This is a genomic window from Tenacibaculum sp. UWU-22 (genome assembly GCF_041021355.1).
Taxonomy (GTDB): Bacteria; Bacteroidota; Bacteroidia; order Flavobacteriales; family Flavobacteriaceae; genus Polaribacter.
The window spans coordinates 147,156-160,962 of sequence record NZ_JBFNGP010000001.1; the positions used below are offsets into that span (position 1 = coordinate 147,156).

General features: G+C 32.4%; 13 protein-coding genes. 5 read left to right on the forward strand and 8 right to left on the reverse strand.

Annotation, left to right across the window (positions count from 1 at the left end; all coding sequences use genetic code 11):
• Positions 1–10 precede the first annotated feature (10 nt).
• Positions 11–1,267: a hypothetical protein gene (locus AB2B44_RS00645; RefSeq protein ID WP_369047627.1), complete on the forward strand. Its 1,257-nt coding sequence runs from the start codon at positions 11–13 to the stop codon at positions 1,265–1,267.
• Positions 1,268–1,334: 67 nt separating this feature from the next.
• Here AB2B44_RS00645 and hemF read toward each other — a convergent pair whose 3' ends face one another.
• From hemF to hemA, 7 genes are all read right to left on the reverse strand, one after another.
• Positions 1,335–2,237, reverse strand: a complete 903-nt coding sequence (hemF, locus tag AB2B44_RS00650) for an oxygen-dependent coproporphyrinogen oxidase (RefSeq protein WP_369047628.1) — start codon at positions 2,235–2,237, stop codon at positions 1,335–1,337.
• Between the two features lie 35 nt (positions 2,238–2,272).
• The gene (locus tag AB2B44_RS00655) at positions 2,273–2,998 is read right to left on the reverse strand and encodes an EI24 domain-containing protein (RefSeq protein ID WP_369047629.1); all 726 of its coding nucleotides are present in this window, start codon (positions 2,996–2,998) and stop codon (positions 2,273–2,275) included.
• 115 nt (positions 2,999–3,113) lie between these two features.
• The gene (gene hemE, locus AB2B44_RS00660) at positions 3,114–4,157 is read right to left on the reverse strand and encodes a uroporphyrinogen decarboxylase (protein WP_369047630.1); all 1,044 of its coding nucleotides are present in this window, start codon (positions 4,155–4,157) and stop codon (positions 3,114–3,116) included.
• A gap of 70 nt (positions 4,158–4,227) precedes the next feature.
• Positions 4,228–5,526 (reverse strand): glutamate-1-semialdehyde 2,1-aminomutase, encoded by a 1,299-nt coding sequence (gene hemL, locus AB2B44_RS00665; protein WP_369047631.1) that lies wholly within the window; start codon positions 5,524–5,526, stop codon positions 4,228–4,230.
• Between the two features lie 50 nt (positions 5,527–5,576).
• Complete coding sequence (gene hemB / locus AB2B44_RS00670) at positions 5,577–6,539, reverse strand: porphobilinogen synthase (RefSeq protein WP_369047632.1); 963 nt, start codon at positions 6,537–6,539, stop codon at positions 5,577–5,579.
• 93 nt (positions 6,540–6,632) lie between these two features.
• Complete coding sequence (gene hemC, locus AB2B44_RS00675; RefSeq protein ID WP_369047633.1) at positions 6,633–8,222, reverse strand: hydroxymethylbilane synthase; 1,590 nt, start codon at positions 8,220–8,222, stop codon at positions 6,633–6,635.
• Between the two features lie 10 nt (positions 8,223–8,232).
• Positions 8,233–9,468 carry a glutamyl-tRNA reductase gene (hemA, locus tag AB2B44_RS00680; protein WP_369047634.1) on the reverse strand — a complete coding sequence of 412 codons (1,236 nt, stop codon included), beginning with the start codon at positions 9,466–9,468 and terminating at the stop codon, positions 8,233–8,235.
• A gap of 203 nt (positions 9,469–9,671) precedes the next feature.
• Here hemA and AB2B44_RS00685 point away from each other — a divergent pair, with 203 nt between their 5' ends.
• The 4 genes from AB2B44_RS00685 to AB2B44_RS00700 are packed head-to-tail and all read left to right on the forward strand — an operon-like array spanning position 9,672 to position 12,784.
• A complete protein-coding gene (locus AB2B44_RS00685) occupies positions 9,672–10,556 on the forward strand; it encodes a helix-turn-helix domain-containing protein (protein WP_369047635.1) in 885 nt (294 codons plus the stop codon).
• A 30-nt stretch (positions 10,557–10,586) separates the two neighbouring features.
• Complete coding sequence (locus AB2B44_RS00690; protein WP_369047636.1) at positions 10,587–11,117, forward strand: TrmH family RNA methyltransferase; 531 nt, start codon at positions 10,587–10,589, stop codon at positions 11,115–11,117.
• Between the two features lie 40 nt (positions 11,118–11,157).
• The gene (hemH, locus tag AB2B44_RS00695) at positions 11,158–12,171 is read left to right on the forward strand and encodes a ferrochelatase (protein WP_369048507.1); all 1,014 of its coding nucleotides are present in this window, start codon (positions 11,158–11,160) and stop codon (positions 12,169–12,171) included.
• Between the two features lie 19 nt (positions 12,172–12,190).
• Positions 12,191–12,784 (forward strand): CopD family protein, encoded by a 594-nt coding sequence (locus AB2B44_RS00700; RefSeq protein ID WP_369047637.1) that lies wholly within the window; start codon positions 12,191–12,193, stop codon positions 12,782–12,784.
• A 52-nt stretch (positions 12,785–12,836) separates the two neighbouring features.
• Here the strand turns inward: AB2B44_RS00700 and recR are convergent, their stop codons facing one another.
• Positions 12,837–13,454, reverse strand: a complete 618-nt coding sequence (recR, locus tag AB2B44_RS00705; RefSeq protein ID WP_369047638.1) for a recombination mediator RecR — start codon at positions 13,452–13,454, stop codon at positions 12,837–12,839.
• Positions 13,455–13,807: the final 353 nt, after the last annotated feature.

The window sequence follows — 13,807 nt, forward strand, 5'->3', positions numbered from 1 at the left end:
ACAAAGAATTATGAAAACCAATATTAAATTAACAATCCTTTTACTAACCTTAGTTTTCGGATTTCAAAACATGCAAGCACAACAATTACAAAACTATTACACAAAAAACAAAGAAGCAATTAATGTTTTTGACGTAGTTAAAAACGATGTGCCTTATAACGGATTAAAAGTAAAACTTGGTGGAGCTTTTGCCCTACAATGGCAAGCTTTAAACCACAGTAATGACTTAAACAACTTAATAGACCTTGGTAACGATTTTAACTTACCAACCGCGAATATGACCATTGATGCTCAACTTGCTGATGGGTTAAGAGTAAAATTAGATTTATACCTAGCCTCTAACCACCACCACGAAACTTGGGTAAAAGGAGGATACTTACAAATGGATAAATTAGATTTTATTTCTCCAGGTTTTTTACAAAACTTCATGAAATATGCTACCATTAAAATTGGTCAAATGGAAAACAATTATGGTGATGCTCACTTTAGAAGAAGTGATAATGCAAGTGCATTTTTAAATCCTTTTATTGGTAACTATCTAATGGATGGTTTTGTAACTGAAATTGGGGCTGAACTATACTACTTAAGAAACAACTTTATATTTATGGGTGGTTTCTCTAATGGTAAACTTAACCAAAGTGTGGTAGATGCTGAAGCCACAAGCTCTGCTATTATTGGTAAACTTGGATACGACAAACAAATAAATAATAATACAAGATTTAGATTAACTGGTTCTATGTACTATTCTCCAAAACTAAAAAGTGTGTACTTATATTCTGGCGACAGAACAGGGTCTAGATTTTACAATGTAATTCAAGCCATAGGAGACGACCCTGACTTTAGAGCAGGACGTGTAAACCCTGGTTTTAAAAATAAATTAACATCGTTTATGATTAACAGCCTTATTAAATACAAAGGTTTAGAATTCTTTGGTACTTACGAAACAGCAACTGGTGGCGACAAATCAGGAAGCACCGAAACTAGAACTTGGAATCAATTTGCGAGTGACATTGTTTACCGATTTGGAAAAACTGATAATTTCTACGCTGGATTTAAATACAATACTGCTAGTGGTAAACTTAGCAATGCAGATGCCAACAAAGTATCAGTTAATAGAATTGAAACAGGTTTAGGTTGGTATATGACTAAAAATGTAATGAGTAAATTAATCTACGTAAATCAAGATTACAAAGACTACCCTGCAACTAGTAATTTTGCTGGAGCTAATTTTAAAGGGTTTGCTTTTGAAGCTGTGGTTTCTTTCTGAGTATATGTTTTTATTTTAGTAAACCTTTTCAAAGCGGGAGTTAACACTTCCGCTTTCTTTTTTATACTTATACCCAGTTTTTGGGAGTAGTTAACACTTTTAATAACTTTGCTTCTTCTGAGCCCTCTTTTGGATGGTAATTATATTTCCATTGTACTGTGGGGGGCAAACTCATTAAAATACTTTCTATACGACCATTAGTTTTTAAACCAAATAAAGTACCTCTATCATGTACTAAATTAAACTCAACATATCTACCTCTGCAAATTTCTTGCCAATCTTTGTGTTTTTGGGTATAGGGCAGTTCTTTTCTTTTTTCAACAATAGGTACATATGAATTTAAAAAACTATTACCTACCTCTGTAACAAAATTATATCGATCTTGTATGGTAAACGCTTCTGTTTGTTTTAAATAATCAAAAAACAGCCCTCCTACACCTCGTGCTTCATTTCGATGCGTGTTCCAAAAGTAATTATCACAAGTTTCTTTATATTTTTTATAAAAATCAGCATTATGGCAATCGCAAGCTTCTTTACATACCGAATGAAAATGCACAGCATCTTCTTCAAATAAATAATATGGAGTTAAATCTTGTCCGCCCCCAAACCATTGAGTAACTACCTCTCCCGCTTCATCATACATTTCAAAATAACGCCAATTAGCATGCACGGTAGGTACAAAAGGATTTTTAGGATGAATAACCAAACTTAATCCACAAGCAAAAAAATCACCACTTTCTACTCCAAATTGCTTTCTCAACACCTCTGGCAACTCTCCATAAACCGCAGAAATATTTACCCCTCCTTTTTCAAAAACATTTCCATTTTCAATAACACGAGTTCTACCCCCACCTCCTTCAGCACGCTCCCATAAATCTTCTTGAAACTTTGCCTTTCCATCTACTTTTTCTAGCGCTGACGTTATGGTATCTTGTAATTGTTGAATATAGGTATAAAATTGTTGTTTCATCTTGTTTTATAATAGTATAATAAATACTTGTTGAGTTAAAGTTTTTTTACTGTTTCTGAAGTAGCTGCAGTAACCGATAATGGCAATACCAAGATAACACCCAATACAGGAATTAACAAAAACAGCATAAATATTATTCCGTTTCCAATAGCTAATCCCTTATTTTCTTTTACAAAGCGGATACTCTCTCGATATTTAAAATGACGCTCAAGCGTATAATCCATATTACCAAAACCAGCATAATAAGCTTGTACTAAAAACAATAAAACCGTTGAAAATATACCTATTACAGGAATTAACCCCAATAATAAAATAGGAATAGTTAATAATAATTCTCTAATTAAATTTCTAAGGTTAATACGCACCCCTCTTACCAATTGTTCTTGAAAAGAAGTTTTTCTGTGTTGGGCATGTTCGCCTTTACAATACTTTTCTATTTTTTCTGAAACAGGACTCATAAATGGTGCCGAAAAAGCCATTATAATGTGTTTATATAAAATTAACCCCAATACAACTATCGATACGCCCACAATAACATTACTAATTGTTGTAAAGGTTTCTTTACCCCAATTCCAAACCCAAATTTTAGCAATAACATTACCTATATTATCCGACAAACCATAAGCTAAAAACCCTACACTTATTGCCGTTAGTAAACTAATTACTATAGGAATAACAAAATATTTCCATAATTTTAACTTAGACAGCAAACCCAAGGCGCCTATATAAGCATTAATTGCCGAAAGTATATTTTGTATCATGGCTTATTAATTTTTTGTTTTACAAAAACTAGAATAAAAAGCAACCCTATTTAGGTATTCTATTAACAAGAAAAATAACGGTTTAAGTTAAGTTGTATAAACACCGTTACAAACATTAATTTTTGTATTCCTTAACGGCATCAATAAATGCTTTAGCATTGTCTAATGGAATATTAGGTAAAATTCCATGTCCTAAATTTACAATGTATTTATCTTTTCCAAACTCATTAATCATTTGGTGTACCATTTTTTTTATTTCACTTGGTGGAGACAATAACCTAGATGGATCAAAATTACCTTGTAATGTAAGGTTACCCCCTGTTAAATAACGTGCATTTTTTGCTGAACAGGTCCAATCTATACCTAAAGCAGCAACATTTGACTGTGCCATTTTTTCTAAAGCAAACCAACAACCTTTACCAAAAGCAATTACTGGAGCATCGTTTTTTAGTGCTTCTATTATTTGATTAATATACTGCCATGAAAACTCTTGATAGTCGGTAGGCGACAACATACCGCCCCAAGAATCAAAAACTTGAACAGCATTTACCCCCGCTTTTACTTTTGCTTTTAAATAAGCAATGGTAGTATCTGTTATTTTTTGTAATAATTGATGAGCTAAAACAGGTTGTGTAAAACAAAATTCTTTAGCTTTATCAAAACTCTTAGATCCTTGCCCTTGCACAACATAACATAAAATGGTCCAAGGCGAACCTGCAAAACCTATTAAAGGAATTTCATTATCAAGCTTTTCTTTGGTGGCTTTGATGGCATCCATTACATACCCCAACTCTTCTTGTACATCTGGAACTATTACTTTATCTAACCCTTTTTTATCCCGTACTGGGTTCGGTAAATACGGTCCAAAATTGGGTTTCATTTCTACCTCAATATTCATAGCTTGTGGAACTACCAAAATATCTGAAAATAAAATAGCCGCATCCATACCAAATCTACGAATGGGTTGTACTGTAATTTCTGAAGCTAATTCTGGCGTTCTACAACGTGTAAAGAAATCGTACTTTTTACGAATTTCTATAAACTCTGGCAAATATCTTCCTGCTTGACGCATCATCCATACTGGTGGACGAGCTACCGTTTCTCCTTTTAAGGCTCTTAAAAATAAATCGTTTTTTATATTATTATTGCTATTAGCCATTTGTTATTTGCTTTAGTTTGTTTATATTTTTGAGGTGTTTTTTCAGATTTTAGCTATTTCATCACTAAAATTAGGATTCAACAGCTACTTTAGCTACCTTTTCCATCGATTTATCAATGGCTTTTGCAACTTTTTCAATATCTTTTTGGGTTAATGCTGACGATAAAAACCAAGCTTCGAATTGACTTGGTGGTAAAAACACTCCATTTTTAATCATTTCCCAAAAAAACGTAGCATACTTTTTTGTATCAGAAGTTTGCGCTTCTTTAAAATTAGTTACTTTTTTGTTGGTAAAAAATGGATTAAGCATCGAACCAAATCGGTTTACGGTAATATCTACTCCATATTTCTTAGCCGACTCTAATAAAAACCCTTCAAAAATCTGAGCTATTTCATTAAATTTTTGATACGGATTTTGTTGCTTTAATTCGGTTAAGGTTGATATCCCTGCTGCCATTGCAATAGGGTTTCCACTTAAGGTCCCGGCTTGATACATACCTCCTAACGGAGCAACCATTTGCATAATTTCATTACGAGCACCATAGGCTCCTACAGGAAAACCGCCACCAATTACTTTTCCTAAACAAGTAATATCTGCTTCTACCCCTAACACTTCTTGAGCTCCGCCAAATTTAGAACGAAACCCCGTCATTACCTCATCAACAATTAATAAGGCTCCTCTTGAGTTTATATACGCTTTTAATTCTTTTAAAAAATTGTCTTGTGGAGTTACCACACCCATATTTCCTGCAACAGGCTCTATAATAACTGCGGCAATATCATTGTGGTTGTCAAAATGAGCCTTTACACTTTCTAAGTCGTTATAATTAGCTATTAATGTATTTTTTACCGCTCCTTCAGGCACTCCTTTGCTTCCTGGTAAACTTAAGGTTGCTAAACCAGAACCTGCTGCCACCAATAGCGCATCTTGATGCCCATGATAACAACCTGCAAACTTAATTATTTTGTCTTTTCCTGTATAGGCTCTAGCTAAACGAATTCCGCTTAATACCGCCTCAGTACCCGAGTTTACAAAACGCACCTTATCCATTCCTGGAAAAGCATCACAAACAATTTTAGCTAGTTTAATTTCGTTTTTTGTAGATGCCCCAAAAGAGTACCCTTTTTTTAAAGCTTTAGTAATTGCCTTTTGTACTTTTTTATGACGATGACCTAAAATCATTGGTCCATACGAAAGAACTAAATCAACATAGGTATTATTATCTACATCTGTTATTGTACTTCCTTTGGCTTTTTTAATAAACAAAGGATTTCCTCCTACCGAAGCAAACGCTCGCACAGGTGAATTTACGGCACCTACTAAATTTACCAGTCCTTTATTATATAATTGTTGTGATTTTTTAAACATTTTATTTAGCTTTTGGTTAGTTAGACAAGCTATCTGCAAATCGCGGATAGCTATTTATTTAAAACCCTAGCTGCTTCTTTAGCAAAATAGGTAATAATAATATCTGCCCCTGATCTTTTCATAGAAAGCAAACTTTCCATCATTACTTTTTCACCATCAATCCAACCTTTTTCAGCAGCTGCTTTTACCATTGAATATTCTCCACTTACGTTGTAACAAGCAATAGGTCTGTCAAAATTATTTTTTAAATCTCTAATAATATCTAAATACGATAAGGCTGGTTTTACCATTAAAATATCCGCTCCTTCTTGGTCATCAAAAGTAGCTTCGCGTAAGCCTTCATCTCTATTAGAAGGATCCATTTGATAGGTTCTTCTATCACCAAATGATGGTGCTGAATCTACTGCTTCTCTAAACGGCCCATAAAAACCTGAAGCATATTTTACAGAATACCCCATAATAGGCAAATTTACAAACCCCTCATTATCAAGCGCCTCACGCATCATTGCTATCGTTCCGTCCATCATTCCTGAGGGGGCTACCATATCTGCTCCTGCTTTGGCATGTGAAATTGTTTGCTTTGCTAAGTTTATTAAAGTAGCATCATTATCTACATCATTATCATGTATTACACCGCAATGACCGTGTGAGGTGTATTCACAAAAACACACATCAGTAATTACATATAAATTTGGATAGTTTTTTTTAATAAAACGAATAGCTTGCTGCATAATTCCGTTATCATTCCACGTTTCAGAACCTTCATCATCTTTTTTAGACGGAACCCCAAACAACAATACGGCAGGAATTTTTAATGCTACCACCTCGTCTAATTCTTTAGAGATAGTATCTAATGAATAACGATTAATTCCTGGCATAGATGGAATTTCAATTTCAATACCTGTTCCTTCTTGAATAAATAATGGATATATAAAATCATCTACCGATAGTTTATTTTCTCTAACTAAACGTCTGATGTTTTCTGTTTTTCTTAAGCGTCTGGTTCTAAACATGGCTTTCGTTTAAAAATTCTAGATTCTAAATTTAAAAGTTGTTTTTAGGTAGCACCCTTTTCACTTCTCTTAAACTGACTTAATCTTAATAATTTATTTATTACTAAAATGTAAATTTACCAATTCAATAACACTTTCTACGGTTGGTAAATTTGCTACTTCTACCTCTTTAAAATGCTTTCTTGCCTCTTTTGCCGTACTTTCTCCAATGCAAAAGGCTATTTTATTAGCTGAATTTTTTTGCACATAGCTTTCTACCGTTGATGGACTATAAAATAATACTCCATTTACGGCTTCATCAACTTTTGCAGGACTATACATTGTTTTATAGGCTTCAACTTCGTTAACTACAATTCCGCTAGCGGTTAAAGTTGTTGGTAAGGTGTCTAATCGTAAATTACTGCAGAAATAGGTTACCTCTTGCCCTTTTTTTAGCTTTTCAGATAAATATTGTGAGAGTTTATTTGCATTTTTTTCTGAATGTTTTACTTTCCCAATACGTTGTTCGATTAACTTTTTAGTTCTTCTACCAACACAATAAATATTTTCGAATTGTAATTCATTTGCCGCAGATGCATTTAAAATAGCTTCTACCCCATTTTTACTGGTAATAACTACATTTTCTATTTTATTGCTAATTACCTTAGGCGTAATTCTATTAAATCTAATTTTAACAAAATCACTGTCTTCAACTTTCATAGTAGTAGGGAGCAATTTTTTTTGTGCTTCTGACAATTTTTTAGTTGAATAAACCGAAAACTCTTTTTCAATTCCTTCATCTTCAATCATTATTAGCTTCCCTCCCTTATCAATCACGTAATTAGCACAGTCTTTTGCTATATATTTATGCTTTCCTACTTTTGCTTTTCGGCTAACTTCAATCTTTTTTTTACCGTCTCTACTTAATAAAATTCCTTTAAAGTTAACTTCGTCTTCTTTTTCATTAATAAAAGCTAAAGCTCCAATTGGTGCTGTACACCCTCCTTCTAAACGATTTAAAAATTCGCGTTCTATATTTGTACAAATTTCTGTGTCCTTATCATTTAGTGCTTCACAAATCGTTTTAATTTCTTCATCTTTTTCTAAAGCAGTAATCATAATAGCTCCTTGTGCAGGCGCAGGAATCATCCATGTTAAATTTACAGCTCCTTTTGGTCGTAAACCCACACGTTCTAACCCTGCAGCAGCAAAAATGGCTCCATTCCAATTATTATCTTCTAATTTTTTTAAACGCGTATTTACGTTACCTCGTAAGTTTTCTACGGTATGTGTTGGATACCTGTTTAACCACTGTGCTTTTCTTCGCAAACTACCTGTAGCAATAACTCCGTTAGGTTGCGCCATAAACTCTTCATTATCTTTCAATAATAAAATATCATTGTAGTTGGCTCGTTTTAAAACGGCTACTTGTATAATACCTTCTGGCAGTACAGTAGGAACATCTTTCATAGAGTGCACCGCAATATCGATATCGTCATTTAACATGGCAATATCTAAATTTTTAGTAAAAATTCCAGTGATTCCTAATTCGTAAAGCGGTTTGTCTAAAACTAAATCGCCCGTTGCTTTAACGGGGATTAACTGGGTTTTATGACCTAATTCTTCTAAAAGTTTTTGAACTTTTTTTGCTTGCCACATAGCCAATTGGCTATCGCGCGTTCCGATTCGAATAATTTTTTGCATTTATTTTTCGTTAGGCTTGAAACACCTTTTGCATTACCTCAATACTTTCGGCTACCGATGTTTTTTCATCTTTTAAATGCTTAACAAACTGCGTTGTTATTTTTTGGATAAGCCTTGATGTTATGATTTCTGCCTGTTCTTCGTTAAAATTTTCTAATTTCTTTTTTTGAAAATTTATTTCATCTTTTTGAATAGTAGTTAACGATTGTTTTAAGGCAGTAATAGCTGGGGTAAAACTTCTTTGATGTACCCAGTCTATAAATTCTTCTTTTAGTGTTTCTATAATTGTTTCAGCAAGAGGAATTTGTTGTTGACGAACGGCAAGCGTTTCATCGGTAATTTTTGATAATTCATCAATATCAACTAACGAAACATTAGGCAAATCTAACACATTTTTTGCCACATTTTGAGGCATTGACAAATCTAAAATCAATATTTCTTTATCTACAGAAATGTGCTTTTTGGTTACCGTTGGTATTTCTGCCCCTGTTGAAACAATTAACACATTTGCTTTTGCAATTTCTTCTGATAAATTTTCAATAGTAGATTTTCTTATTGCCTTATGTTCTTTAACAAACTCTGTAACTTTATCTTCGGTTCTATTAATTAAGCAAACCGATTTATTTTGGGTATATTCTGCTAGGTTTTTACAAGTGTGTTTTCCCATTTTACCCAACCCAAAAACTAAAATATTTTTATTGTTATACTCTGGCACATTATCAATAATATACTGTACCGCAGCATATGAAACCGAAGTTGTACCCGAGCTTAATCTAGTTTCGTTTTTTACTCGTTTACTGGCTTGCATTACACTGTTTAGTAATCGCTCTAAATAAGCATTAACTGTGCCTACTTCTTTAGCCATTTTAAACGATTGACGTAATTGACCTACAATTTCATAATCGCCTAAAATTTGACTTTCTAAACCAGTACCTATTCTAAATAAATGAGCAATTGCTTCTTTACCTTTGTGTACAGTAGCAATTTTAGCAAACTCTTCTACGGTACCTTCAGAAAACTTGCATAACAACTCTATTAGTTGATAGGGATGTTTTGCAAAACCACTTATTTCAGTTCTATTACAAGTTGACAAAACAAATACACCATCAAAACCATTTTGCTTTAGCTCATTTAATAATGTTATTTGATTTTCTCTTGAAAGGGAAAACTTTCCTCGCATTGGGGCATCAGCCTTTTGGTAACTAATCCCAATATTATAAAACGTTGTTTGTTTATTTTTAGTCATGTGATACAAAAACAGGTCAAAAGTAAAAACTTAATCGTTATAAAAGTGTCGCTAAAAGTACTTTTTTTAACGTTATATGATTTTTACATCATTTTTAATACATAAATTGTAAAAAAACTTATTTTTGTAGTAAAATCAAGTTTTACAATTTACTTTATATAGAACAATTCTAAATAAAATAATTCAAAATTTTACCCTTTCGTATGCTAAAAAATATCGAGGAAAGTACTTTTGAAGAAACAATCTTAGAAAACGGCTTTTATCTATTTCATTTTCAGAACCAAAGCAATAAAACTCAAAATTTCGCTAGAGAAATAAATAGCTCGTTTATTCAAATTCATTTTTGTTTAAAAGGAAATTCAAAATTTTTATTTAATAATGGCTCTTACACTTTTGATGTTTTAGATAATCGGTGTATTCTACTATACAACCCACAAAGAGAACTACCCTTAAACTTAGAAATAAAACCAAAAACCACTTTAGTATCGTTAATAATATCTATAGAAAAATTTCATTCCTTATTTTCAAAAGAAGCAGAATATATTCCTTTTTTAAGTAGCGAAAACACAAATAAAAAGTACTATGACGACTCTGAAATAAAACCAATGGTAGGTATTGTTTTACAGCAAATTACAAACAGCCAAGTTAGTAGTACTATTAAAAATTTATACCTCAAAGGAAAAGTATATGAGCTTTTAAGCCTACACTTTGAAAAAGACACCAGCTCTAACGATGAGTATTGCCCTTTTTTAGTTGACGAACAAAATGTTATAAAAATTAGAAAAGCTAAAGATATAATTATTAATAAAATGGCAGAGCCGCCTAGTTTACAAGAATTGGCCAACGAAATAGGCTTAAACATAAAAAAACTAAAAGAAGGATTTAAACAAATATATGGCGATACCGTATATGGCTTTTTATTAGATTATAAAATGGAACATGCCAGAAGATTGCTTGAAAGCAATCAATACAACGTAAATGAAGTAGGTCTGCAAATTGGCTATAGCACAGCAAGTCATTTTATTGCCGCATTTAAAAAAAAATTTGGCACAACCCCAAAGCAATACGTAATGAGTTTAAACCAGTAGAATTAACAACCCCTTACTTTCAATTAAAAAATGAAACAACTTACTCATTACGATATCGAAAATAAAAAACAAACATTTCCTATAACTATTGTTTGCGATGCTATTCGCACCCCTGAAAATATCGGAATGTGTTTTCGAGTTGCAGAAAGTTTTGGCGTAGCTAAAATTTACATCCACAACAATTCACCTTCTACAGAAAATAGAATTGTGAAAAAAACGGCTAGAAATACGATTGAACAAGTTCCTCATGAGCGTTATAATGATTTTCAACAACTGATTAAAAATTTAAAAAAAGAAGGAAACACCATTATAGGCATTGAAATTACCGACAAAAGCACCCCCATTAAAGACTATGACTTTAAAACGCATTCAAAAATTGTATTACTTTTGGGTAATGAAAGAAAGGGCATTGAAAATATTGACCTGATAGATGCTGCAATAGCAATACCAATGTATGGGCGTAACTCTAGCATGAATGTTATTCATAGTTTAGCCATTGCTTTATATGAAACTACCAATCAAATAAAAGTAACTGAACTAAGAGTTAAAAGTCAAGAATAAAAACACAACTCCCTTTCTTTTTAGAAAAGGATAATATAAAATTATGAAAGGAGCTTTATTAGTAAACCTTGGGTCACCCGAAAGCACTAACCCGAAAGATGTAAAAAAATACTTAGATGAATTTTTAATGGATGAGCGCGTAATTGATGTGCCCTATTGGTTAAGAACGTTTATCGTTAGGGGTATTATTTTAAATACGCGTCCAAAAAAATCTGCTGAAGCCTACCAAAAAATATGGTGGAAAGAGGGCTCTCCTTTAATTGTACTATCCAAACGTTTACAAAAAAAAGTTCAGGCAAAAACCAAATTACCTGTTGCTTTAGCAATGCGTTATGGAAAACCTTCTATAAAAAACGGATTACAAGAATTACAAGACAAAGGGGTAACCGAAGTACTTTTGATTCCGCTATATCCTCAATTTGCTATGGCAACTACCGAAACTATTTTAGTATTAGCCGAAAGCTTACAAAAAAAGTTTTTTCCTAACCTAAAAATTACCAGTATTGCGGCCTTTTACAATAAACCCGAATACATAGAAGTATTATCAAATAGCATTAAAAATTATTTGACCAACAAAGAGTATGATCATTTATTATTTTCATACCATGGGGTTCCTGAACGACATATTAAAAAATCAGACATTACAAAATCGCACTGTAAAATAGATGGCAGTTGCTGCAACACTTCATCAAAAGCACACGAATTTTGTTATCGACACCAATGTTATCAAACTACTAAAAACGTAATTGATAAATTAGGCTTAGATAAAACCAAAGTATCCACCTCGTTTCAATCGCGTTTAGGTGTTGACCCTTGGTTACAACCTTATACCGATAGAACTATAGTTAATAAAGCTGAACAAGAAGGTATTAAAAAGTTAGCCATTGTAACCCCTGCTTTTGTTTCAGACTGCCTAGAAACCTTAGAAGAAATAGCTATGGAAGGAAAACATCAATTTTTAAAAGCAGGTGGTAAAGAATTTTACACTGTACCCTGTATAAATGATAATGATGATTGGGCTACAGTATTAGCGAACTGGATTAATGAATTTTAATTTTTAAAATAAAAAGAAAATGGATTTCTTATACGTAAAAGCATTGCACATCATATTTGTAGTAACTTGGTTCTCAGGGTTATTTTATATGGTTCGTTTATTTATTTATCATGTAGAAGCCGAAAAGAAAACAGAACCCGCAAAAGAAATTTTACAAACGCAATACAAACTAATGGAAAAACGCCTGTGGTACATTATTACATGGCCATCGGCAATATTGGCTAGTTTTTTTGCTTTTTGGATGCTCTATAAAAACAGCATTTATCTAAAAATGAGATGGATGCATGTAAAACTAGCATTTGTTATAGCCCTCTATTTTTATCATGCCTCTTGCCATATTATTTACAAACAGCTACAACGAAACGAAATAAAACAATCTGCTTTTAAACTACGTATATGGAACGAAGTAGCTACTATTTTACTTTTTGCTATTGTATTTTTAGTTGTTTTACAAAATGCCATTAATTGGATTTGGGGCGTTGTAGGCATTTTATTAGTTTCTATTTTATTAATGCTTTCAGTTCGTTTATATAAAAAAATACGCACTAAAAAATCATGGGATAAATACGAAAAAAAACTGATGGAAGAAGACAAAAAACAGCAAACAAAATAACCCTAACCTCGCTAGACATTTTGTTTTTTACTGATAATAAAAAGCCGTTAGTTTAACTTTTTATTGACTGAGTAAAAGGAATTCTATTTACAATACTACGCCCCAAGGTAACCTCATCTGCATACTCTAATTCATCTCCCACCGAAATACCCCTAGCAATTGTTGAGGCGAGTATATTATATTTTTCAATTTGCTTATAAATATAAAAATTAGTGGTATCGCCTTCTATAGTAGAACTCAATGCGAAAATTAGTTCTTTTACCTCTCCTTTTTCTACTTTATTCACTAAAGTGTCTATTTGCAAATTTTGTGGCCCAACCCCTTCAATTGGCGAAATTTTTCCCCCTAACACATGATATAAACCCCTATACTGTCGTGTCGACTCTATCGCCATTACATCTCTAATATCTTCAACCACACATACAATTTCTGAGTTTCTACTAGGGTTATTGCAAATTTCACACAATACAGTATCCGAAATATTAAAACATTTTTCACACGATTTCACCTCTTTTCGTAAATCTGTTAACGCCTCTACTAAATAGGTCGTGTTTTCTTTAGGCTGTTTCAATAAATGTAATACCAAGCGTAATGCTGTTCGCTTACCAATACCTGGCAACCTACTCACTTCATTTACCGCATTCTCTAGTAATTTTGATGAAAAATCCATAGTTGCAAAATTACACATTCTTAAGATAAAATATTCAAATTACAAGGTTTAAAAATCAAGAATCTATTTTAGTAATTCTTCGCCCTCCTTAATCCAATTGTTTTATCATTTTAAAACAAAATATTAGAATATCATATCAAACTAAAAAGGTTACAACTTTTACTTATTTAACGTATTGTGAAAAATGTTTTTCTACTTCTTCAATTTTAAGAAACACACCTATATTTCAATTAAATATTTTAAAATAAAAAAATTCGCATTTTATCTGTACCACTATCAATATAGATGCTTTATCTAAAGTATCATAACTGCTTTTTATAATGTAAAAGCGAAAAAACCCTTTAGGGGTATTC

Coding starts and splice junctions, on each gene's coding strand:
- AB2B44_RS00645 (WP_369047627.1), top strand. CDS start 11: ATGAAAACCAATATTAAATTAACAATCCTTTTACTAACCTTAGTTTTC.
- hemF (WP_369047628.1), bottom strand. CDS start 2,237: ATGAAACAACAATTTTATACCTATATTCAACAATTACAAGATACCATA.
- AB2B44_RS00655 (WP_369047629.1), bottom strand. CDS start 2,998: ATGATACAAAATATACTTTCGGCAATTAATGCTTATATAGGCGCCTTG.
- hemE (WP_369047630.1), bottom strand. CDS start 4,157: ATGGCTAATAGCAATAATAATATAAAAAACGATTTATTTTTAAGAGCC.
- hemL (WP_369047631.1), bottom strand. CDS start 5,526: ATGTTTAAAAAATCACAACAATTATATAATAAAGGACTGGTAAATTTA.
- hemB (WP_369047632.1), bottom strand. CDS start 6,539: ATGTTTAGAACCAGACGCTTAAGAAAAACAGAAAACATCAGACGTTTA.
- hemC (WP_369047633.1), bottom strand. CDS start 8,222: ATGCAAAAAATTATTCGAATCGGAACGCGCGATAGCCAATTGGCTATG.
- hemA (WP_369047634.1), bottom strand. CDS start 9,468: ATGACTAAAAATAAACAAACAACGTTTTATAATATTGGGATTAGTTAC.
- AB2B44_RS00685 (WP_369047635.1), top strand. CDS start 9,672: ATGCTAAAAAATATCGAGGAAAGTACTTTTGAAGAAACAATCTTAGAA.
- AB2B44_RS00690 (WP_369047636.1), top strand. CDS start 10,587: ATGAAACAACTTACTCATTACGATATCGAAAATAAAAAACAAACATTT.
- AB2B44_RS00700 (WP_369047637.1), top strand. CDS start 12,191: ATGGATTTCTTATACGTAAAAGCATTGCACATCATATTTGTAGTAACT.
- recR (WP_369047638.1), bottom strand. CDS start 13,454: ATGGATTTTTCATCAAAATTACTAGAGAATGCGGTAAATGAAGTGAGT.